The organism is Acinetobacter sp. HY1485 (assembly GCF_027568475.1).
GTDB lineage: Bacteria > Pseudomonadota > Gammaproteobacteria > Pseudomonadales > Moraxellaceae > Acinetobacter.
In genome coordinates this window covers 271427-294610 of sequence record NZ_JANKZG010000003.1, presented here as the reverse complement: position 1 = coordinate 294610, position 23184 = coordinate 271427, and the positions used below count along the sequence as shown (strand labels likewise).

At 38.0% G+C, this 23184-nt stretch carries 16 protein-coding genes; 9 read left to right on the top strand and 7 right to left on the bottom strand.

Translation table 11 applies throughout. The features are described from left to right. The coding region (locus PCI70_RS05280; protein ID WP_269914291.1) for a beta strand repeat-containing protein at window positions 1–3643 on the top strand (3643 nt) is incomplete at its 5' end. 215 nt (window positions 3644–3858) lie between these two features. Beyond that, window positions 3859–5850, top strand: coding sequence for a BapA/Bap/LapF family large adhesin (locus PCI70_RS05275; protein WP_269914290.1), 1992 nt, complete (start codon window positions 3859–3861; stop codon window positions 5848–5850). 26 nt (window positions 5851–5876) lie between these two features. On the opposite strand, the gene PCI70_RS05270 is transcribed toward PCI70_RS05275, so the two are convergent. From PCI70_RS05270 to PCI70_RS05260, 3 genes are read right to left on the bottom strand one after another with little or no spacing between them, the layout of a single operon-like run. Beyond that, entirely contained in the window at window positions 5877–7007 is a 1131-nt protein-coding gene (locus PCI70_RS05270) for an HlyD family efflux transporter periplasmic adaptor subunit (RefSeq protein ID WP_269914289.1), read from the bottom strand. A gap of 2 nt (window positions 7008–7009) precedes the next feature. Beyond that, the gene (locus tag PCI70_RS05265; RefSeq protein WP_269914288.1) at window positions 7010–9094 is read right to left on the bottom strand and encodes a type I secretion system permease/ATPase; all 2085 of its coding nucleotides are present in this window, start codon (window positions 9092–9094) and stop codon (window positions 7010–7012) included. Then, complete coding sequence (locus PCI70_RS05260; RefSeq protein ID WP_269914287.1) at window positions 9091–10461, bottom strand: TolC family protein; 1371 nt, start codon at window positions 10459–10461, stop codon at window positions 9091–9093. The genes PCI70_RS05265 and PCI70_RS05260 overlap by 4 nt, the downstream gene beginning before the upstream one ends. Before the next feature lie 158 nt (window positions 10462–10619). Between PCI70_RS05260 and dcd the strand changes: the two genes are divergently transcribed. Continuing rightward, a complete protein-coding gene (gene dcd, locus PCI70_RS05255) occupies window positions 10620–11189 on the top strand; it encodes a dCTP deaminase (RefSeq protein WP_269914286.1) in 570 nt (189 codons plus the stop codon). Between the two features lie 31 nt (window positions 11190–11220). Here dcd and PCI70_RS05250 read toward each other — a convergent pair whose 3' ends face one another. After that, window positions 11221–12927: a proline--tRNA ligase gene (locus tag PCI70_RS05250; protein WP_269914285.1), complete on the bottom strand. Its 1707-nt coding sequence runs from the start codon at window positions 12925–12927 to the stop codon at window positions 11221–11223. A gap of 52 nt (window positions 12928–12979) precedes the next feature. Next, window positions 12980–13612 (bottom strand): hypothetical protein, encoded by a 633-nt coding sequence (locus PCI70_RS05245; protein WP_269914284.1) that lies wholly within the window; start codon window positions 13610–13612, stop codon window positions 12980–12982. A gap of 234 nt (window positions 13613–13846) precedes the next feature. Between PCI70_RS05245 and pilG the strand changes: the two genes are divergently transcribed. The 6 genes from pilG to PCI70_RS05215 are packed head-to-tail and all read left to right on the top strand — an operon-like array spanning window position 13847 to window position 21789. After that, a complete protein-coding gene (gene pilG / locus PCI70_RS05240) occupies window positions 13847–14230 on the top strand; it encodes a twitching motility response regulator PilG (protein ID WP_269914283.1) in 384 nt (127 codons plus the stop codon). A gap of 22 nt (window positions 14231–14252) precedes the next feature. Then, window positions 14253–14621: a response regulator gene (locus PCI70_RS05235; RefSeq protein WP_269914282.1), complete on the top strand. Its 369-nt coding sequence runs from the start codon at window positions 14253–14255 to the stop codon at window positions 14619–14621. A gap of 6 nt (window positions 14622–14627) precedes the next feature. Beyond that, window positions 14628–15146, top strand: a complete 519-nt coding sequence (locus PCI70_RS05230) for a chemotaxis protein CheW (protein ID WP_269914281.1) — start codon at window positions 14628–14630, stop codon at window positions 15144–15146. A gap of 40 nt (window positions 15147–15186) precedes the next feature. Beyond that, a complete protein-coding gene (locus PCI70_RS05225) occupies window positions 15187–17259 on the top strand; it encodes a methyl-accepting chemotaxis protein (RefSeq protein WP_269914280.1) in 2073 nt (690 codons plus the stop codon). A gap of 54 nt (window positions 17260–17313) precedes the next feature. Next, window positions 17314–21369 (top strand): Hpt domain-containing protein, encoded by a 4056-nt coding sequence (locus PCI70_RS05220; RefSeq protein ID WP_269914279.1) that lies wholly within the window; start codon window positions 17314–17316, stop codon window positions 21367–21369. Between the two features lie 3 nt (window positions 21370–21372). Then, on the top strand, window positions 21373–21789 hold the full coding sequence (locus PCI70_RS05215) for a hypothetical protein (RefSeq protein ID WP_269914278.1): 417 nt from the start codon (window positions 21373–21375) through the stop codon (window positions 21787–21789). 29 nt (window positions 21790–21818) lie between these two features. On the opposite strand, the gene dapE is transcribed toward PCI70_RS05215, so the two are convergent. Both dapE and PCI70_RS05205 read right to left on the bottom strand, forming a co-directional pair. Further along, on the bottom strand, window positions 21819–22949 hold the full coding sequence (dapE, locus tag PCI70_RS05210; RefSeq protein WP_269914277.1) for a succinyl-diaminopimelate desuccinylase: 1131 nt from the start codon (window positions 22947–22949) through the stop codon (window positions 21819–21821). Between the two features lie 72 nt (window positions 22950–23021). Then, on the bottom strand, window positions 23022–23162 hold the full coding sequence (locus PCI70_RS05205) for an entericidin A/B family lipoprotein (protein WP_269914276.1): 141 nt from the start codon (window positions 23160–23162) through the stop codon (window positions 23022–23024). Between the last annotated feature and the right edge of the window lie 22 nt (window positions 23163–23184).

Here is a 23184-nt window from a genome sequence, read left to right as displayed (position 1 = left end):
TGGGACTTACTCAACGGCATCTAGCACCCCACAAACTTCGGGCAATGTGAGTGCAACGGCAACCGATACAGCAGGTAATACCTCTAGTGCCACACAGCAAAGTTATACCGATACCACTGCACCAACAGCACCAAGTGACACTGCAATCAAAGGTAACGACGACGGGACAATTACTGTCAGTGGTCAAGCAGAGCCAAATAGTACAGTTAAAGTGACTTACCCTGATGGTACAACCTCAACGGCAACCGCAGGCACAGATGGGACTTACTCAACGACATCTAGCACCCCACAAACCTCGGGTAATGTGAGTGCAACGGCAACCGATACAGCAGGCAATACCTCTAGTGCCACACAGCAAAGTTATACCGATACCACTGCACCAACAGCACCAAGTGATACTGCAATCAAAGGTAACGACAACGGAACAATCACTGTCAGTGGTCAAGCTGAACCAAATAGTATAGTTAAAGTGACTTACCCTGATGGCACAACATCAACGGCAACCGCAGGCACAGATGGGACTTACTCAACGACATCTAGCACCCCACAAACCTCGGGTAATGTGAGTGCAACGGCAACAGATGTAGCAGGCAATACCTCTAGTGCCACACAGCAAAGTTATACCGATACCACTGCACCAACAGCACCAAGTGATACTGCAATCAAAGGTAACGACGATGGGACAATTACTGTCAGTGGTCAAGCTGAACCCAATAGTACGGTTAAGGTAACGTATCCTGATGGCACAACCTCAACGGCAAATGTAGGCACAGATGGGACTTACTCAACGGCATCTAGCACCCCACAAACTTCGGGCAATGTGAGTGCAACGGCAACCGATACAGCAGGTAATACCTCTAGTGCCACACAGCAAAGTTATACCGATACCACTGCACCAACAGCACCAAGTGACACTGCAATCAAAGGTAACGACGACGGGACAATTACTGTCAGTGGTCAAGCAGAGCCAAATAGTACAGTTAAAGTGACTTACCCTGATGGTACAACCTCAACGGCAACCGCAGGCACAGATGGGACTTACTCAACGACATCTAGCACCCCACAAACCTCGGGTAATGTGAGTGCAACGGCAACCGATACAGCAGGCAATACCTCTAGTGCCACACAGCAAAGTTATACCGATACCACTGCACCAACAGCACCAAGTGATACTGCAATCAAAGGTAACGACAACGGAACAATCACTGTCAGTGGTCAAGCTGAACCAAATAGTATAGTTAAAGTGACTTACCCTGATGGCACAACATCAACGGCAACCGCAGGCACAGATGGGACTTACTCAACGACATCTAGCACCCCACAAACCTCGGGTAATGTGAGTGCAACGGCAACAGATGTAGCAGGCAATACCTCTAGTGCCACACAGCAAAGTTATACCGATACCACTGCACCAACAGCACCAAGTGATACTGCAATCAAAGGTAACGACGATGGGACAATTACTGTCAGTGGTCAAGCTGAACCCAATAGTACGGTTAAGGTAACGTATCCTGATGGCACAACCTCAACGGCAACTGTAGGCACAGATGGGTCTTACTCAACGACATCTAGCACCCCACAAACCTCAGGCAATGTAAGTGCAACGGCAACAGATATAGCAGGTAATATTTCTAGTCCAACGCAACAGAGCTATACGGTAACGGATGTTAAAATTCTAGCAAAAGAGAATACAGTTGATTTAAACGCTACAATTGAGGGCACAACGTCTACTTATACACAATCAGATCAAGGGACATTAGTTGCTCAAGTACTGGGTATAAATGTAGGTAAAACACCGATTATAAATTTAAATGTAGATACTGAACATACAGCAGATATTTCGGTTGATTTTTCCGTAAGTTCAGGCTTATTGAGTGCAAGTTTTTTTGATAATTATAATGTAGTAGTACAAAAATACGATGCATCCTCAAATACATGGACAACTGTCCAATCGAGCAAAGATAATTCATCATTAATTAGTTTAAATATTATAGATAGTCAATCTTCTGTAATTACAATTAAAGATTTGGAAGCGGGCAGTTATCAAGTTGCTATTCAAAGTAGTTCGCTACTTTCTTTAAGTCTAGCGACGACTTATACACTTAATGCAAATGTTACAGATATTGATCACACTAAAGTCAATGAAATAACAGGGCAAAAAGCAGGAAATGTAATCACAGATAATGATGAAACAGATGGAAAAGATACAGTTGATAATCAAACAGTCGTAAATGAAGTAACGAATGCAGATGGTACAGCGATTACAGTTGATAGCTCAGCTGTGACTTTACAAGGAAAATATGGAGATCTGACAATAGCATCAGATGGCACATATAGTTATAACTTAACAAATAGCTCAGGAATTGGACAAACCGAAACGTTTAGTTATCGTATTTCTAATGGTAAAACTACGTCCGTTGCAAACTTAAATATACAAATTGGTGGAGATGCTACAGCACATTCTAATGCTGTTACAGATACTGCAGATTTAGCAATAGATGCGACAAACGCCACCAGTACAGCAACAGCTTCGGATATTTCTTATTCATGGACATTAGGCTTACTTGGACAAGTAGCAGGTACAACCTCAGGCACATCTAGTTTTACAGTTGCATCGGGCACAACTGAAAATGTAACGGTGAGTTTTTCTTCTGGTCAGGCACTTTCTATTGGTGGTAGCACTAAGGTAGAAGTCACAAATTCTGAAGGCAAAGTGGTTGCCACAACAGATTCTACTAGTACTTTAGATGCAATTGGTATTTTAACCAATGGAAATTCTGTTGTGGTTTCAGGTTTACCTGCAGGTGACTATACAGTAACAGCAAGCTCACAAGGTGGACTTTTAAGTGTAGGCGGATCAGTTACAGCAACTGTAAGCCGTGAAGTTATAGATTTAGACCATTTTGATTTAAGTTCAGGTGCTGTAACAGGTAATATTCTTGATGGTACAAGTGCCAACAATGTAGCAGATACATTAGGAACATCGTATAGCACATTACAGGTGAATGGTTATACGCTTTATCAAGATGGTGATATCCATGACAGTACAGGCAATAATGTGTCAGGTAATACGATTAGTCTTCAAGGCGATTACGGTACGTTAACTTTGTCATCTAATGGTACCTATACGTATAATCTAAACGCTGGTGTAGACATAACTAATGTCACCCATCAAGAAAAATTTAGTTATACGCTTAAAGATTTAGATGGACATAGTTCGACTGCCGATTTAACTATTAATTTACAACCAACCATTAAAGGCAGTGTTGGAGATGATGTTGCAACCAGTACAGCTTATAACGACACATTTACATTAGGCGAAGGGCAAAATACATTAATCTATAAAGTACTTAGCCAAGATGCACAGGGTGGAAATGGGCAAGATACTTGGACTGATTTTAGCTCAGGTGACAAAGTAGATGTCTCTGCATTACTTAATCCTACAGAAGCGTTAACCACTGATAATATTGGGCAGTATTTAAGTACTAACACAGTAACCAATAGTGATGGTTCTAAAGATACTGTCATTAGCGTCGATCGTGATGGCGTAAATAATGATTATCAGTCTAGTGAATTATTGACGTTAAGAAATACTGATACAACGTTAGATGATTTATTACAGCATCAACAGATTGTTTATTAAAATTACATAAAAGAACCAAGACTTCGGTCTTGGTTTTTCTTTTTTTTATATCATGTTACATTTTATTTTTTTATAAAAATCAAATTATTAAGATTAATTTTTATGCTGAAAATTAGTTTTTGTTTTTTGTAATTGTATTTTTATCATACAACGATATTCTAACCATGCCAAAAGGTAAATTAAATAATACAAGCCACGAGCATGGATAATAAGATATGAACGATGTGTATGGTAATCATGTAGAAACGACTAACTCAGATGTTATTCCTGAATATAGCCCTTTAGAGCCAATACAACCACCAGTACAAAATACCATTATTAATATTACGAATATTCAGATTAATAATACAATTATTAATAATGTACCTGTAATTCAAGCAAAATCTAAACATACCGATTTAGATGCAAAAATTACAGGTATAAGTTCTCAATACTCAACTGAAGATCATGGAACACTCATTGCAGAGGTTTTAGGTGTTGCAGTAGGACGTGAACCTACTGTGAATGTAAGAGTTGAGCCTGCACATCAAGCAGATGTAGCTATTGATTTTGCAGTAAGTTCAGGGTTACTCAATGCAGGTTTTTTTAATCATTATCATATAGTTGTTAAAAAATACGATCCACAAACAGGTACATGGGGCTCCTATATAAACAGTCAGGATCAATCTTCTTTATTTAATGTTGATATTTTAAGCAATCAAAATTCAGTTATTCATGTTGATGGTTTAGAACAAGGAGACTATCAAATTTCGTTAGATCATAGTGCATTACTTGATTTAGGTGTTATTACAACTTATTCGTTAAATGCAGTGGTGACGGATACTGATTTAAGCAAGGTGGGATATGTTACGGGAACAGCTCAAGGGCAGCTTTCTACAGAAATAGCCACAGTAGATAATATTGAAATTCAATCATCAACTCAAATCCAAGGTAAATATGGTGTTTTAAATATTACTTCAGATGGTCACTATAGCTATGTGCTTAATAATAATGTAGCAGGTTTAGACCAAGTTGAAACATTTAAATATACTTTGAGTAATGGCAGTACGGCAGACCTAAATATCCATATTCATAGTGGTACAGTTTTATCTCAGGCAAATACAGATCATATTCAAGTTGACGTAGATGCCCATCAAGCAATCAAAATGGCAAGTGCACAAGATATTTCGTATAGTTGGAGTGTTGGACTATTGGGTCTAACCCTTGGTAAAACATCTGGTAGTACAGCGTTTACGGTTGCAGCAGGTACAATGGAAAATGTAACCGTAACCTTTAAATCTGCCCAAGCGCTTTCGCTTGGTGGTGGTACACACGTAAACGTTTATGATGCAGCAGGTAAATTAGTGGCAACAACTGCTTCACATAATGTGTTAGATGCAGTTGGAATTTTAACGAATGGTAACCAAGTGACAGTAACAGGACTACCTGAGGGAACTTATACCGTTGCAGCATCTTCTAAAGGTGGACTTCTTAGTGTAGGTGGGGCAGTACAAGCATCTATTAGCCGTGAAATCATTGAGCTAGATCATTTTGTGAGTTCGGCTGAGCAGGTAAAAGGAAGTTTATTTGAGTATTCAGATGTGATTGGTTCAAGTTTTAGCACTATTCAGGTTTTCAATGCAGATCACAAAGCGTCTACTATCTTATATCAAGATGGCAACAGTACGAGTATTGCAGGTGATTATGGAACACTCACAGTAGCAGGCGATGGCAGTTATACATACGAGTTAAAGGCAGGTACAGACTTAAATATAATTGATCATAAAGAGAATTTTTCATACACCATCACAGATATTAATGGGCATACTTCTAGTGCAGAAATTAAGTTAGATTTAGCACCACAAATTTATGGTACACAGGGAAATGCAGTGAGTACGGCATACGATGACACTGTAACACTTGATGACGGCACATTTATCTTTAAGGCACTCAATGACGATGCTCAAGGTGGTAACGGACATGATACGTGGACAAACTTCTCTGCAACCGATCATATTGATGTTTCAGCATTGTTTAACCATAAAGTAACCGCTGATCATATTGATCAGTATATTGAAGTGAATACGGTTAAAAATTTAGATGGGTCTAAAGATACTGTGCTAAGTATTGACCGTGATGGTAATCATCAATCTACAGAGTTGTTAACCTTAAAAAATGTAACCACTACGTTAGATGATTTATTACAACATCAACAATTGGTCTATTGATGAAAAGAGGGCATTTGCCCTCTTTTTTAACGCTCTCGTAATGCCTCTTGCGCTTTATTAAGCGGTTTAATGAGGTATTGCATAATTGTTTTTTGTCCTGTTTTAATTTCAACAGTTGCCACCATACCCGGTGTAATTGGAAACTGTTTTCCATCTTTAGTGGTTAGATGGTCTTGGTTCGTTTTAATGTAAACACGGTAATAGTATTGGTCTTGCTTGACATCATCTCGGATGGTGTCAGGTGAAATAGTACTTACTTTACCTTTAAGCCCGCCGTAAATTGAATAATCGTAAGCGGTGAGTTTTACGGTAGTTTCTTGGTTAGGGTGAATAAATGCAATATCTTTAGGTGATATGCGAGTTTCAATTAAAAGTTGGTCATCTAAAGGCACAAGGGTCATCAACTTACCATTTTGCGGAATTACACCTCCCATTGTGGTGGTAAGTTCTTTCACAATACTTGGCATTGGTGCACGAAAAACTGCCCGTTTCACAGCATCATCTCGTCCTTGAATGGTTTGTTTAAGCGTGTGAATATCTGAATTTGCTTGAGAAAGTTCCTCACGCGCTTTTACGTAGTATTCATTACGTTTATCGTTCATTTGATTTTGTAAATTGTTAATTTCTTTTTTTAATCTAAGTACCTCAACTTCAGATGCTGCTCCTTTTTCTACCAAAGGAGCAGTCATGGCAAGCTCACTTTTTACTAGCTGTGATGCTTGAGAGAGTCCGCGAAGACTCTGATTTAAGTCATTTTGGCGTGAATGATAAAGAGCCGTTTCTTCTTGAATAGTGTTAGCGGGAATAGACTGAGAAAAATGAAGACGAGTACCGTTTACTTCTGCTTGTAAGCGTGAGGCTTTGGCTTGAATAGCAGTAAGTTTAGATTGGCTTTCGCCTACTTGCGCTTCAAAACGAATTGGATCTATTTGTGCAACAATTTGTCCTTTTTTAACAATATCACCTTCTTTAACAGGTAATTGTGTAACCACACCACCATCTAAAGATTGAATGGTTTGTTCTTTTGCAGACGGTATCACCTTTCCTGTACCTGTAGAGACTTCTTCGAGTTTAAAGATGCTTGCCCAAATGACAAACAACAGAATAAAAAAGGCAATAATCCAAATTAAAAAGCTTGCTTTAGGAAGTTTTGTCATGATTAAGCCGCCGTTGCAAATAATTCTTTTTGTGGAACATCCTTAACCACTTGACCATCTTGCATCACCAAAACTCGGTCAACCCATTGCAATACAGCTTGTTTATGTGTGGTCACAATTAAGGTACGTGAAGCCAACCAAGGTTTTAACTGATCAATAATAAGTTTTTCTGAAACATCATCTATAGCAGCGGTAGGTTCATCTAATAATACAATTTTTGGATTTTTAAGAATAAGGCGTGCCAAGAGCAAAGCTTGCTTTTGCCCACCCGAAAAGCCAATACCACCTTCAAGCACCAAATGGTCTAAACCTTCTTTTTTACTCTCAACAATACTCACGGCATTGACCATGCTGAGTGCTATGACAATGTCTTCGTCAGTGGCTAAAGGGGCACCTAATGTAAGGTTTTCACGGATAGTGCCATAAAAAAGTTGCGCGCTTTGATTTAAAAGCCCCACATCACGCCGAATATCATCGGGGTTGAGTAAACTTAAGTCTGTGTGATCAAGTGTAATTTTGCCTTCTGTGGCAAATTGCATACCTGACAAAATTTGTAAAAGTGCCGATTTGCCTGCACCGTTACGTCCTAAAATTGCAATTTTCTCACCTGCTTGGATACGGAGTTGCTGAATGGCTAATGTGGGTGTTGTTTGTTCGGTATCATATTTAAAAGTTAAATGGTCAAGAACATAACTCCCAAAAATTGCAGGTTTATGAATGAGTCGAGATGCTTCTGGGTGGTCAACAGGCTTCTTCATTAATTCATCTAAGCCACGCTTCGCTACTTTAGCATTTTGCCATTTACCCAAAATGGCTGTAATTTGTGAAATAGGTGCAAGCATGCGTGAGGCTAAAATAGAGCATGCCACCAAAGTACCTGTACTCATTTCTGCCTGCATAACCGCAAAACTCCCTACTAAAATAACCAGTACATAGGTGAGGTTTTGTAATTTATATGTCCAAGAATTTAGAAAACTACCAATCTTACGTTGTTGCATACTAATATCGGCAGATACAGCATTTATGTGGTTCCATTGGTTTTGAAACCGAGATTCGGCACGTAACAGTTTAATATCTTCAATATTTTGTACGGTTTCAACTAACATTGCATTGCGTATAGAGCTTTCGCGTATGCCTTCGTTGGCAAGTTGAGCAAGTTTTTTTTGTGATAAAAGCGCAGGAATAATCATAAAGGGCACAACAGCAACCACGACCCAAAAAATATGATGACCAATAAACCATAGCACACCTAAAAATAATAAAAAGAAAGGTAAATCTGCCAATGCGCCTACAGTGGTTGAAGTGACCATTTCGCGTATGCTTTCAAGCTCTCTAATTTGAGAAATAAAAGTACCTGTCGATTTTGGACGTTCATTATTTTTAATACGTAGAGCATGCCCAAATACACGATCAGAAATTTTAAGATCAGCACGTTTTCCAATTAAATCTGATAAATAAGTACGTGACATCCGTAGTACAAGTTCAAAAATTGCCGCTAATAGAACACCGCCTGTGAGTACCCACAGGGTTGGAATAGACTGTGCAGGAATAACCCGATCATACACATTCATTGAAAATAAAATTGTGGCAAGTGCAAGTAAATTAGTCAGCAAAGATGCCAACATAATATCGGCATAGCGTTTCCAATCTGCAAGTACAATATGCCAAAACCAGCTTTTTTGATAAGGTTTAATATACTCATCAACCCGCACATCGCTTACGGCTGATTCGGGACGAAAAATATGAATTGCTTTAGTATTTTTATAAAGTTCTTCTAAAGAAAGTGTTTGATACAGTCCTTGGTCTTGACTTAAATGAACAGAAACACGTTGTTGTTGATCCATAGATTCAACGACTAAAATTTGCCCATCATTGAGTTCTGTAATTAAAGGTAATTGCCATGCTGTAAAGGGTGTATTTTGTATTTGATGCTTTAGCCCCATTTGAGTACAGAGTAAATCAATTAATTCAGATTGTTTGGTAATTTTTCCCCACGCCAAGTGCAATTTAAGTTGTTCTTCTGATGTATTAATGCGGTAATGCCGTGCGATGGTTAAAATGCTATGTAACCATTGATTGGTATTCATAGATTGAGTCCTTGAATATTTTTATTATTTAAATCGTAAACGGTACGTGTTTTGCCTGTTGTTGCAATGTATTGCGCAAGCGTGTCATAGATGTTGTATAGAGCTTGTTCCTTTTCTGCACGAGCGCTATGATAAGATTGTTCTGCACTGAGTAAGTCTAAAATAGTTCTATGCCCAAGTTTGTACTGATCTTCATACAGTTCACGCGTTTTGGCAGTCACTTTTTGTTTATCAACTAAAACCCAAATTTGTTGTTGTGTATGGTCAATAACTTCATGTGCATTACGTGTGGTTTCAATCAGTTCAAGATAATTGGTGCTGAGTTTTGCTTGGGCTGCTTGTTCAGCAAAATTTGCAGCTTGTATTTGTGCTTTAATGGCACCGCCTTGATACAAATTTGTATTTAAGGTTAAGTACACAGCAGTATCATGTCCATTTTTTTCTGCAGTATCAGGGTTACGTCCATTGATTGCCTGATTAAATGTACCTGTTAAGGCAAGGGTAGGGTAAGCGCCTGTTTTTGCCTGTTGTTTTTGCGCCGTTGCCACATCCATTTCTGCTTTGGCAGAAACGAGTTTAGGTACCTCATTGAGCGGAACATCATCATAAAAACCTGAGTATTCTAACAGCCGATCAGAAACCTCAAATTGTGTATGACTTACATCAAAACCTAATAGCACATTGAGCCGTTGTTGATTTTGCCTTAAATTACTTTGTTGTGTAATAAGATACGATTTTGCATAATCGACATAGCTTTGGGCTTGTACAGGATCAGCACGACTACTGATACCTGCATTGGCACGCAGTTCGGCAATTTCATATAAGTGTTGCATGCCATTGAGTTGTTCTTGGGCAATATCGACTAAATGTTGATAGTGTTGAATAGCAAGAACCGTACGGCTAGTCGTCTGTGCAATATCATCTATGCTAATCAGTGCATTTGCTTGTTCTAATATAGTTTTAGCTTGTTGTATATCCACATTGGTTTTAACTTTACCAAAATCGTAAAGTAATTGAGATGCTTTTAAACTGTAAACCTGACGACCACGTTGCGATGAAGTTAAGTCACCAATTTGAATGGTACCTGTAAGTGCAGGTAAATATCCTGCTTGTGCTGCCCGAATATTAGCTTGTTGTTGTGAAATTTGTGCCACTGCTTGCGTGATAGAAGGGTGACGTTGTACAGCAAGTAAAATGGTATGGTTTAAATTAAGATGTGCTTTATCTAAAGGTTGAGGCTCTTTTTGATTGGTTGTTCCCACAATAGGTAAAATAGGCACAATCAACTGAGATTCTATTGAAGGTAAAGGGGCAGCGTGTAACGTTGTTCCTATAAATAGTGCAATAATCGTATAACATCGTTTCATCTACTTTTCTTAGTATCCATACCATTATTATTTGTGTCACATCATAAACGATGATTTTGTAGTTTTTCTACACTCTTTTTAAAAATAAAATTGTTCTTGTTTTCTTGGCATCTAAATTCGGTTAAAGTACGTTGTAATATGCGTTTTGGAATAGATAAATGGCAATTAAGTCTGATCGTTGGATTCGTGAAATGAGCGAACAACACGGTATGATTGAACCGTACGCTGCGAATCAAGTTCGTTTTAATGAACAGGGTGAAAAACTCATTTCTTATGGTGTTTCTAGCTACGGTTATGACGTGCGTTGTGCACCTGAGTTTAAGGTTTTTACTAACGTACACTCTGCTATTGTTGATCCGAAAAACTTTGACGACAGAAGTTTTATTAATGTTGAGTCAGACGTTTGTATTATTCCACCCAATTCTTTTGCTTTGGCGCGTACGGTTGAGTATTTCCGCATTCCGCGTAATGTCTTAACTGTGTGTTTAGGTAAATCGACTTATGCACGTTGCGGGATTATTGTGAACGTAACACCACTTGAACCAGAGTGGGAAGGTCACGTTACATTGGAGTTTTCAAACACCACTAATTTACCTGCTCGTATTTATGCAGGCGAAGGCGTTGCGCAAATGCTATTTTTTGAAAGCGATGAAGTTTGCGAAACTTCATATAAAGACCGTGGTGGTAAGTACCAAGGTCAAACAGGTGTGACGCTTCCTAAAGCATAAAAAAATCCCGCATATTTGCGGGATTTTTGATTTAACCTTTAATTAAGGTAAGTAAATCATCTTTGCTTACATTTTGTGATGCCTCGTCACGGCGCCCTTTATATTCAAACGTACCTGCATCAAGTCCTTTTTCACCAATCACAATACGGTGAGGAATACCTGTTAATTCTAAATCTGAGAATTTAACTCCTGGGCGTTCGTTACGGTCATCTAATAAGACATCGTAACCGAGAGATTGTAATTCTTGATAAAGCGCTTCGGCTGCTTCTACAGTACGAGGTGATTTATGTGCATTCATTGGTACAATCGCAACTTCAAATGGTGCAATTGCAGCTGGCCAAATAATTCCTTTTTCATCAAAGTTCTGTTCAATGGCAGATGCCACAACACGTGTTACGCCAATACCGTAACAGCCCATCGTCACAACAGTTGGCTTACCATCTTCACCCAATACAGTACAGTTGAGTGCTTCTGAGTATTTTTGACCTAATTGAAAAATATGACCAACTTCAATACCACGTTTAATTTGAAGCGTACCTTGACCATCTGGTGATGGATCGCCTTCAACCACATTACGTAAATCGAATATATCTGTAAGCTGAGCATCACGTTCCCAGTTAACACCTTTGGCATGGTAGTTTGCTTGGTTAGCACCTGCGACAAAATCAGATAAAACAGAAGCTGCACGATCAACAATGACAGGGATATTTTTTTCAACTAGTCCTTGTGGTCCAATAAAACCTGCATTTAAACCGTAAGTATCTAATTGCTCTTGTGTAGCAAAGGTTAGTGGCGAAGCAACGAGAGAGTGTTTTTCGGCTTTGATTTCATTTAATTCATGATCGCCACGTAAAAATAACGCAACGATAGGTTGTTCTTTGGTTGCACCTTGTACGAGCAGTGCTTTAACCGATGTTTGGGGTGCTGTATTTAAAAAGGTGCAGACATCTGCAATTGTTTTTTGATTTGGTGTTTCAATAAGTTCTAAAGTTTGCGTTGGTGCCTGACGCTCACCCACTAAAACGGCTTCTGCTTTTTCTACATTGGCTGCATAGTCTGAACCAGTTGAGAACACAATATCATCTTCACCACTAGACGCAAGTACATGAAATTCATGCGAGCCTGAACCACCAATTGAACCTGTATCTGCTTGTACAGGACGAAAATCTAATCCTAAGCGCGAAAAAATACGGCAGTAGGTTTGATACATATTATCGTAAGTTTCTTGTAAAGAAGCCTGATCAATATGAAATGAATAACCATCCTTCATAATAAACTCGCGTGAACGCATTACCCCAAAACGTGGGCGAATTTCATCACGGAATTTAGTCTGTACTTGATAAAAATTAATTGGAAGTTGTTTGTAACTTTTTAGCTCATTACGTGCAAGGTCAGTAATTACTTCTTCGTGTGTAGGACCTAAGACAAATTCATTTTGATGACGATCTTTCAAGCGAGCAAGTTCAGGACCATATTGCATGTAACGGCCTGACTCTTCCCAAAGCGAAGCAGGCTGTGTTACAGGCATAAATACTTCAAGTGATCCAGAGCGGTTCATTTCTTCTTTAATGATCGCTTCTACTTTGTTCAAAACACGCTTACCCATTGGCAACCATGTATATAAACCTGATGCCAATTTACGAATCATTCCAGCTCTGAGCATAAGCTGATGCGAAATAACTTCTGCATCGTTTGGTGTTTCTCTTAACGTTGCAAATAAAAAGCGACTCGCGCGCATGAAAGTTGTCCTAATACAAAATTTTAAGGAAAAAATTATACGATAATTTATGTCAATTTTGGGTTTCTAACACTTTTAATCGCGCAATAATCGCATCGTATTGTTGTTCTGTACGTTGATAGCTCGTTTGACTGATTAAAATACTATTTTGTGTACGCTCAATTTGGTTAGCATTTGTCTGTAACGCATTTTTAAGTGTACTTGGAATTGCTTTACCACTTAAAGTTGCGGCCTGCTCTTGCTGCTTCAATATAAGTTGATCTTTATAAATCAAGTTTAACTGCTTTTTTTGAAAGTTAATTTGCTGCTGAATTGCTGTGAGCATTTCTCGCTTTTTAATTTCTGCTAAGTGACTATTAGAATACGCACTTTTTAGACGAATATCATTGTTGCGTTGTTTATAAGCTTGTTCACGTTGTGCTTCTAATTTTGCAAATTGTTCACTTTCAAAAGGTTGTGCTTTGCGTATGACTTGCATACGTGAGTCTAAAGTTTCATATCCACGACGAATATGCTCAGGACTGACAGTCGTACTAATATTTGCAATACCCCGATTATCATAATAGCGATACCATGTTGCATGTGCTGTGTTTAGAAAGAGGAAATGGGAGAAAGTTAAAGCAAAAGTAGTCCCCAAAACTTTTTTAAAACGATTTTTCTTAGAAAAAGCAGTTTCAAATAACATTAGAGTCTCAAAAGAAATTTTCTTACTATTATCAAATGAATTAAACAGATGACAAGTGTTAATTATAAAATTCGCAAAAGTGTGTAATAAGTATGCATAATCTGTGGTGAAAATGTCTGCAATTCATCTATGTTTTGTATGGTTATGTTATAGTAAGTGTTTATTGAAATATCGTACAATCCGATGTTTAATATTTGCACGAATTTTTAACTAATGAGTGGAAAGGATCATTAAATGCAAGAAGATAACACAAATAGTCTCAAGGTGATGGTCATTGATGATTCAAAAACAATTCGCCGCACAGCAGAAACATTATTACAACGTGAAGGATATGACGTTGTAACAGCGGTAGATGGTTTTGAAGCACTTTCCAAAATAGCTGAAACGAACCCTGATATTATTTTTATCGATATCATGATGCCACGTTTAGATGGATACCAAACTTGTGCTTTGATTAAAAATTCACAGCAATATCAAGGCGTACCAATTATCATGTTATCAAGTAAAGATGGTTTATTTGATCGTGCGAAAGGTCGTATTGTTGGATCAGACGAATATTTAACAAAACCATTTAGTAAAGACGAATTGGTTGCAGCCATTCGCATGCACGTTGCTTAAACGTGTCTTTTGAGGAAAAGAAATGTCACGTATTTTAATTGTTGATGATTCACCAACAGAAACATTCCGTTTTAAAGAAATTTTGACTAAACATGGTCATGAAGTTTTAGAAGCAACAAATGGTGCTGATGGGGTAACGCTTGCTCAAGCAGAATTACCAGATCTTATTTTGATGGATGTTGTAATGCCAGGTGTAAATGGCTTTCAGGCAACACGTCAAATTTCTCGCAATGAAACAACTAAACATATTCCAATTATTATTGTGAGTACTAAAGACCAAGCAACAGATCGTGTTTGGGGTAAGCGTCAAGGTGCTCGTGACTATCTAACCAAGCCTGTTGCAGAAGATAACTTAATGAGCGTTATTGAGCAACACATGCATGTAGGATAAATCACTATGGCAGCAAATGGTTTTATCGAGCTACTTCGGTTAGCAAAAAGAGGGACGAAAAATACCTCTTCTAGCCAAGAGGTGGCAAGATGGTCAGGTATTGCCTTTGAGATGCTGGGACAGTATTTTGTTGCGCCTTTGGGGGAAGTGTCAGAGGTTATCTATTATCCTACCTTTACGCCAGTACCAAATAGTAAATCTTGGCTAAAAGGGTTAGCCAATGTACGTGGTAGATTACTCACAATTACTGATTTACCCGCATATTTTTCTGGTCAAAGTAGTAAAGATACACAAAAAGTATTGTGTGTGAGTCATCAAGATCATTATGTAGGTTTGGCTGTCGATCAGGTTTTAGGTATTCAGCACTTTAACAAAAAAAGTTTCTTTTCTAGTAACGAAAGTTTGGAAAGTAACTTACAAAAGTACTGTCAAGGTTATTTTAACCAACACCAACGACATTGGAATGTGTTTTTATTCAGTAAAATGTTAAATGATACTGAATATATGAATGCGGCTATAAAGTAAATCTTGTATATCGCAAATTGCGATGCTAGGGGGAAGCCGAATGGGCTTTAAAGTTTTTGATAAGAAAGATACGGGGCAAAACCATTCCTCAAAAAATGGTTTTATGAAAAAGATAAACAAAATGATGGCAAATTTAAGCCAAAGTTTTGGAAGTGCTGAACAAGCTAAGCCGTATATTTTCACTGGCATTATCAGTGCTTTTATTGCGTTTGTTTTGCTTCTAACATTATTTTATACCGTACCACGAAATAAAAATATTGCAGTAAGTTTGGATACACTTAAGTTACTTTCTCAAACTACCTCGCGTCATGCAAACAGTGCTACAGCATCAGGTTCTGATGATGCAATTAAAAAATTAAAAGAAGACCAAGTAAACTTTGTTAAAAACTTTGAAAATGTAAGACGATTAAAGCTGGCTAGACATAAAGAAGAATTTATTGCTATTCAAAAAGAATGGTCAGACATATCAGAAAATATTGATACCATTACAGCAAACGAAAAGATTTTAACAAAGCTTTATGCAACTAATGTCGCAATCTCACAAGTAATTCCTGGGATGCAGGCACAATACAATGAAATGGTAGACAAAATGGAGCGTAAACATGCGCCTACAAGTCAAATCATTGTGGCTAAAAACCAAGTTGTATTGGCAGAACGTATCTTACGTTCAATTGATTCTATCTTATCTGCATCAAAAGTGGTTGAAGATTCAGCAAATGACTTTAAAGAAGATACAGAAACATTTTCAAGTTATTTAAATGCACAGCTTGATGGTAGTACAGATCTTGGTGTAGATCGTATCACTGATCCAGAATTACGTGCTCAACTTGTAGAAATGAAAGCAGAATATGATCGAGTAATTAAGTCAGGTGCAGCAGTTGTATTTGATAACTCGGCAAAGGTTGCAGCAATTCAAAAAGCATCTGCACAAATCTTTACGCAATCTGATAAATTATTAAATGAATTAAACCGTGTTGTCATTACATCTTATACGGTAATTGTTCCTGCGTTTATCTTAATTTTAGCTTTCATCATCTTCTTGTTGTGTGCATATAAAATTCTTAGTTTACGTAACGATATTGACCAACAACGTATGCAAAATCTACAAGAAGAGTATGACCGTAACCAAGGCGCGATTTTACGTCTCCTCGATGAGATTGCAGACTTGGCAGATGGTGACTTACGTAGTTATGCAACAGTATCTGAGGATTTTACAGGGGCAATTGCCGATTCGATTAACTTTGCAATCGACCAATTACGTGATTTGGTATCGCGAATTAACCAAACTTCTCAAGAAGTCGCTTTGTACTCACAAAATACGCAAATGATTACTAACCAACTTGCAGAAGCGACTGAACATCAGGCGCAAGAGATTGCAGGTGCATCAACAGCAATGAATGAAATGGCATTGTCAATTGATGAAGTATCGACAAATGCGCGTGAATCTTCTGAAGTAGCACAACGTTCGGTAGGTATTGCAGCAAATGGTGCTGAAGTTGTAAACCGTTCAATGCAAGGTATGGATACAATTCGTGAACAGATTCAGGAAACTTCTAAACGTATTAAACGTTTGGGTGAGTCTTCTCAAGAGATTGGTAACATTGTCTCGTTAATTAACGATATTGCCGATCAAACAAACATTCTTGCCTTAAACGCTGCAATTCAAGCATCGATGGCAGGTGAGGCAGGTCGTGGTTTTGCTGTGGTTGCCGATGAGGTACAACGTCTTGCAGAACGTTCAGCATCAGCAACAAAACAGATTGAGAACCTTGTTAAAACCATTCAGGCAGATACAAATGAAGCCGTAATCTCGATGGAACATACAACATCTGAGGTTGTACGTGGTGCAAACCTTGCAAAAGATGCTGGTGTGGCACTTGACGAAATTCAAACGGTATCTCAATCACTTGCACAGTTGATGGAAAATATTTCTGGAGCAGCGCAGCTTCAGTCTGCATCAGCTGGACATATTGCAAATACCATGAATGTTGTTCAGGACATTACATCACAAACAACAAGTGCAACATTTGATACCGCACGTTCTGTATCTGAGCTTGCAAATATGGCTGAGTCGCTACGTGAATCTGTAACTGACTTTAAGTTACCAGAATAGTCGCATGGGCTACCCATTTGGGTAGCCTTAAGCTAAACAGAAGAAGTTTGAGCGATGAACAATATACTACAGAAATTAGTGACCACAACTTCCTTGCCTGAAGACAGTTATTTACAGCAAGATGCTGAAATCCTCGAAATTTTTGTAGAGGAGCTCAAAGATATATTTGATGAACTAAATGTACTTTTACCTCAGTGGAAAAAAGACACTAACAATCAAAGTTATCTTAAGGATATTCGTCGCCATTTTCATACGCTAAAAGGTTCTGGGCGTATGGTGGGGGCAAATCAAGCAGGTGAGTTAGCATGGAGTGTTGAAGATACATTAAACCGTGTGATCTCTGGATCAATTCCGCTTGATAAAAATATTCAGCAATTTGCGTGGACTATTTTTCAGGTTTTTGAAAGTCAGTTATACCCATGTTTTGAACAGCAAAAAGAAATGACAATAGATGTACGTCCCTTTTTAGTGTTGGGTGAACAACTTAAGAGTCAAACATTACAGCCAGAAGTGGCTGAGTTACTTGAGGATAAATCATCTTCAAAGCCAATTTTACCGCAAGTATCTGCAGAAACTTTAGAAATCTATTTAGAAGAAGCCACAGAATATGTGACTTATATACAAGATTTTTTAACCGAAAAAGCACCAAGTGCGAAGCAAACTGATAATTTAATCCGTGCATTACATACCTTAAAAGGTAGTTCTGGCATGGCACAAATTGATACGGTATTTCATGCAAGTTCACAAGTGGAATGTGCATTAAAATCTCATTTGCAACAAGAAGCACATCTTACAACTGCTGAATTTGATTTACTTACGCAATTTACAACTTGTTTAAGCCTTTATTTATCTGGTTTACAGCAATCAAATCAGGCTGTATTAGACCAAGCAAGTCTTGAGTTTGAACGTGTTTGGCAACAATATACAAAAATTCAGGTATTTGAAGATAACAAATCAATGAATGGTGCTGTATGTGAATTAGTTGCGCTAAACATTGATCATTTACTAGATGCTGAACAGGACTTTGTTCAGGAATTTAGAAAAAATCCAAATGAATATTTGGATCAATTAGTTCATGATTGTGAACTATTAAGGGTTCATACGCAGGATAATCTACAAGATTTACATCGTTTTATTTGTGCTTTAAAAGATAGTTATTTGGTTTTGAAAAAAGACCCTATCTTCTTTGATACCGCAGATACACAAGAACTCTTTCATCAAGCACATCTTGCATTAATTCATTACTTTGATTTGTTAGCTACAGGACAAACAGCTGCTATTCCACAACGTGCACAAGATATTGTATTTGCACTTAAACAGCATATTTCACCACCTGTTATGCCACAGTCTAATGCATCACAACGCATGCAGTTAGATAAAGCGAAAATTGAACAAGGCATTACGCTTAAAGATAAAGAGCTTACGGATATCTTTTTGGATGAGGCAGAAGAACTTCTATCTCAAATTGATACAGATTTGACAACTTATCAACTTGATACAAATAATATTCAAGCACTTAAACAATTAATGCGTTATTTGCATACCTTAAAAGGTGGTGCAAATATGATTCAAGCCAGTCATATTGGTTCAGTGGCGCATGTACTTGAAAGTATTTATGAAAAGCTTATCAATCAACAGTTACAAGCGACTAAAGACTTACTCGCAACGTTGCGGCTTGTTCAAGATCAATTAGCAGAACGTATTGATATTATTCGTCATTCTAATATCGATTTTGATGCAACAGAAACACTTGCTGTTTTAAATGATTTATTAAAGCAAACATCAACGCTAGTAATTGAAAAGCCACAACCGACTGTTTCTGATGTTGTACATGATAGCTTTATTGAAGAAGCATACGAGTTAGTAGAAGCATTAAAACAAACTTTCAAAAAATGGCAAGACGATCGTAGTAGTCGTAGCTTATTGCTACAATTACAACGCCATGCACATACCTTTAAAGGTGGTGCTCGTATGGTAGAAATACAACCATTTATTGAAATCACACAAGCGCTTGAAGATACGTTTGAGAATTTTGCACTTCATCAGCTAACAACAAATGCGCATGATAATTTAATTATTCGTACATTTAGTTGGTTACAGCAGGCTTTAGAATCAGAAAACTATTCTGATATGAACCAATATCAAGCTCAATTAAAAGCAATCGATTATATTGATCGTACTGCACAAATTGATGATGTTGAAGATATTACGGTACCTGTATTTGTAGAGGGCGATGGTACAGAACCACCATCTATGCTTGGCGAATGGGGTAGTTCAGAGCAGAAAGTTCAGCATAATGAAATGATCCGTATCTCATCTAGTTTGATTGAAAAAATGGTCAATCTAACAGGTGAGAACTCAATTAACCGTTCACGTATTGAAATGGGTATGAGCCAATTTAACAATACGCTGAGTGAGATGGAGCTGGCAATTAAGCGTTTGTCAGACCAGCTTCGCCGAATGGAAGGTGAGCTTGAGACACAGATTCTTGCAAAACACGATGTAGAAAATGCTCGCTATGCAGATTTTGACCCATTAGAGATGGATCAATATTCATCATTAAATCAATTATCAAAATCGCTTGCCGAGTCAGCATCGGATTTAATTGACTTTAAGGTAACACTTACAGATAAAGTACGTGATGCTGAATCTTTATTGTTACAACAGTCTCGTATTCAAGCTGAAATTCAAGATAACTTAATGAGCGTGCGTTTGGTGCCATTTTCTAATGTAATCAACCGTCTTGAACGACTAGTACGCCAAACGGCATCAACACTAGAACGTCCTGTACAGCTTAAAGTTACTAATCGTAATACCGAACTTGACCGAAATATTCTTGAGCGCTTAGCTGTACCACTTGAGCATATGATACGTAATGCAATTGACCATGGTATTGAGTCGGCAGATGAACGTAGCCAGCAAAAGAAACAAGCAACTGGTCAAATTGAGCTTGATGTTTATCGTCAAGGTTCAGACATTGTTGTGACTATTCAAGATGATGGGCGAGGCATCGATGTTGCTAAAATTGAGAAAAAAGCACAATCTTTAGGTTTAATTCCAGAAAACCATCGTTTATCAGCAGAAGAAGTATTGCAATATATTTTCCACTCGGGCTTAACTACAGCAGAATCAGTTACTCAGATTTCTGGTCGTGGTGTCGGCTTGGATGTGGTGCAAAGTGATATTAAAGCACTGGGTGGTCACGTTTCTATTGAGTCGATCGTAGGTGAGGGAACACAATTTAGTATCCGTATCCCAACTGCTGTGGCAGTTCACGATGCATTAATGGTTAAAATTTTAGACCAACAATTGGCTATTCCATTGACTCAGATTGAGCGTATTGTACGTGTTTCATCAGATGTATTAGAAGATTACTTTAATTCAAAAGATGAATTTTTTAGTATTGATGGATACAAATATAAATTACGTTATGCGGGTGAATTTTTAGGACAAACTCCAAAACCTCGCTTCACCACAGCACATACAGTACCAATGTTATTAATTAAAGGTTACAACAATCAAACGGTTGCCTTATTGATTGATCAACTGGTTGGTTCGCGTGCGGAGATTGTTGTAAAACCATTGGGCGCACAATTTGAAAAAATGGACGTCTTAGGTGGTGCAACAATCTTAGGTGATGGTCAAGTTTGTCTTATTTTAGACGGGCAAAATATCGCTCGACGTATTCAAAATACATTACGTGATTTATCATCAGTTAAAGATATGGCACACAAAGAACGTGCTCGTCAATTGGTAATGATTGTCGATGACTCTGTAACCGTGCGTAAGGTAACTTCTCGTTTATTAGAACGACATGGCTACGATGTTGTGACAGCAAAAGATGGTATTGATGCAATTGAACAAATTGAACATATCAAGCCAAACTTAATGTTACTCGATATTGAAATGCCACGTATGGATGGTTTTGAGGTAACTAATCAGTTACGTCACGATTCCGTTCATAAAGACTTACCAATTATTATGATTACATCTCGTACAGGTGAAAAGCATCGTGAACGTGCTTTTAACCTTGGTGTAACACATTACATGGGTAAACCGTTCCAAGAAACTGAGTTGTTACATCAAGTACAACGTTTAATTGGAGAGTAAAGTATGGATCAGCAAGAGCTACAACATCTAATTTCTGTATCAACGGGATTTATTGATGTGTACAAAGTCCCTTGTTTTGAGCAAGCCCCCATGCTTTTACCTCAAAATATTGTTCTTTCTGCACAAACATCCAAAACAAGTGTAAAAAGTTATAAATGGCATGATGTTTATTTACCTGTATATCCGTTAAATAACCCTCAATTAAAAGAAGCAGTTGCTTTAATTATTGAAGGTGAAACAGCACAACAACGCTTTGTTTTGTTATGCGATGAAATGCCTGAGACAATGCGTTTACGTATCTCAGAAATGGTTGATGAAGATCGTCCAACAAGTGATGAACATATTTATCAATATGTCAGTTTGCAGAATAACGTTTATCAAGTACCTGCACTTGATAAAATTTATAATAGTATCTGCTAAAAAAAGCCCCTCAAATGAGGGGCTTTTTGTTAAGCGAGTAGCTCAACCAAAATTCGTTCATAGATTTCTGCAAGAGGTTCTAATTCGTCCACATTAACATGCTCGTTCACTTGATGAATGGTGGCATTTAATACCCCTAGCTCAATCACTTGTGCGCCTGTTGGAGCAATAAAACGACCATCGGATGTACCACCACTGGTAGAAAGCTGTGTATCGTAACCACATATTGATTTAATTGCAGTTTGAGTTGCTTTTACCAAATCTCCTACAGGTGTAATAAATGGCTGCCCTGAGTGATTCCACTCAATATCGTATTGTAATTCGTGACGATCTAAAATTTCCAACACACGTGTCTTTAGTTCATCTGCAGTTACTTCTGTGCAGTAACGGAAATTAAAAGTTACTTCTAAAGTATGTGGAATAACATTGGTTGCACCTGTACCTGCATGAATGTTAGAGATCTGAAAAGAAGTTGCAGGGAAGTACTCGTTACCTTCGTCCCATACCGTATTACACAATTCATCAATTGCTTTAGTCGCTAAATGAATTGGATTTTTGGCAAGATGTGGATAAGCCACATGCCCTTGCTTACCTTGTACAGTAAGTTTGGCATTTAAAGACCCACGTCGTCCATTTTTAACAATATCACCCAAACGATCTGTACTTGATGGTTCACCCACTAGACACCATTTAATTTTCTCGTTTCGATTTTCTAATGTTTCAATGACTTTAACAGTCCCATTTTTTGCAGGACCTTCTTCATCCGAAGTAATGAGGTAAGCAATAGAACCTTTATGATTAGGATGCTTTTTAACAAAACGCTCTGTGGCAACCACCATGGCTGCAAGAGCCGTTTTCATATCTGCACTACCACGCCCGTATAATTTACCGTCTTTAATTTCAGGAATAAATGGCTCTGTATTCCAATCTTCTAATTTGCCTGTGGGTACAACATCGGTATGTCCTGCAAAACAAAACACAGGCTCTTGCGTACCTCGTCGTGCCCATAAGTTGTCAACATCTTCAAAACGCATAGATTCAATTTTAAAATCGACTTGTTTTAAACGTTCTGCCATCAGCGTTTGGCAATCATAATCAACTGGGGTAACAGAAGGACGACGTAAAAGATCTAAACTTAATGTGAGCGTATCAGAAGACATGAAAAAAATCGGCTGTTAAAAAACAACCAATATAGCAAAAAAAAACCCTATCGTGTTGATAGGGCTTTAATTTTAGATTTTTTGTTGGGCTTTATCTGCTGTATGAGATACGGCATGTCCTGCACCTGATACATCCTGACCGATCCCTCGGAATGTATTACAGCCAGTCAAAATAAGTGCAACAGCAATTGAAGCAAAAACAACTTTTTTCATAATATTCTCCAGTATTTATTTT

What these genes read in the sequence shown, in the direction of transcription:
- PCI70_RS05275 (WP_269914290.1), top strand. Translation starts at nt 3,859, where the DNA reads ATGAACGATGTGTATGGTAATCATGTAGAAACGACTAACTCAGATGTT.
- PCI70_RS05270 (WP_269914289.1), bottom strand. Translation starts at nt 7,007, where the DNA reads ATGACAAAACTTCCTAAAGCAAGCTTTTTAATTTGGATTATTGCCTTT.
- PCI70_RS05265 (WP_269914288.1), bottom strand. Translation starts at nt 9,094, where the DNA reads ATGAATACCAATCAATGGTTACATAGCATTTTAACCATCGCACGGCAT.
- PCI70_RS05260 (WP_269914287.1), bottom strand. Translation starts at nt 10,461, where the DNA reads ATGAAACGATGTTATACGATTATTGCACTATTTATAGGAACAACGTTA.
- dcd (WP_269914286.1), top strand. Translation starts at nt 10,620, where the DNA reads ATGGCAATTAAGTCTGATCGTTGGATTCGTGAAATGAGCGAACAACAC.
- PCI70_RS05250 (WP_269914285.1), bottom strand. Translation starts at nt 12,927, where the DNA reads ATGCGCGCGAGTCGCTTTTTATTTGCAACGTTAAGAGAAACACCAAAC.
- PCI70_RS05245 (WP_269914284.1), bottom strand. Translation starts at nt 13,612, where the DNA reads ATGTTATTTGAAACTGCTTTTTCTAAGAAAAATCGTTTTAAAAAAGTT.
- pilG (WP_269914283.1), top strand. Translation starts at nt 13,847, where the DNA reads ATGCAAGAAGATAACACAAATAGTCTCAAGGTGATGGTCATTGATGAT.
- PCI70_RS05235 (WP_269914282.1), top strand. Translation starts at nt 14,253, where the DNA reads ATGTCACGTATTTTAATTGTTGATGATTCACCAACAGAAACATTCCGT.
- PCI70_RS05230 (WP_269914281.1), top strand. Translation starts at nt 14,628, where the DNA reads ATGGCAGCAAATGGTTTTATCGAGCTACTTCGGTTAGCAAAAAGAGGG.
- PCI70_RS05225 (WP_269914280.1), top strand. Translation starts at nt 15,187, where the DNA reads ATGGGCTTTAAAGTTTTTGATAAGAAAGATACGGGGCAAAACCATTCC.
- PCI70_RS05220 (WP_269914279.1), top strand. Translation starts at nt 17,314, where the DNA reads ATGAACAATATACTACAGAAATTAGTGACCACAACTTCCTTGCCTGAA.
- PCI70_RS05215 (WP_269914278.1), top strand. Translation starts at nt 21,373, where the DNA reads ATGGATCAGCAAGAGCTACAACATCTAATTTCTGTATCAACGGGATTT.
- dapE (WP_269914277.1), bottom strand. Translation starts at nt 22,949, where the DNA reads ATGTCTTCTGATACGCTCACATTAAGTTTAGATCTTTTACGTCGTCCT.
- PCI70_RS05205 (WP_269914276.1), bottom strand. Translation starts at nt 23,162, where the DNA reads ATGAAAAAAGTTGTTTTTGCTTCAATTGCTGTTGCACTTATTTTGACT.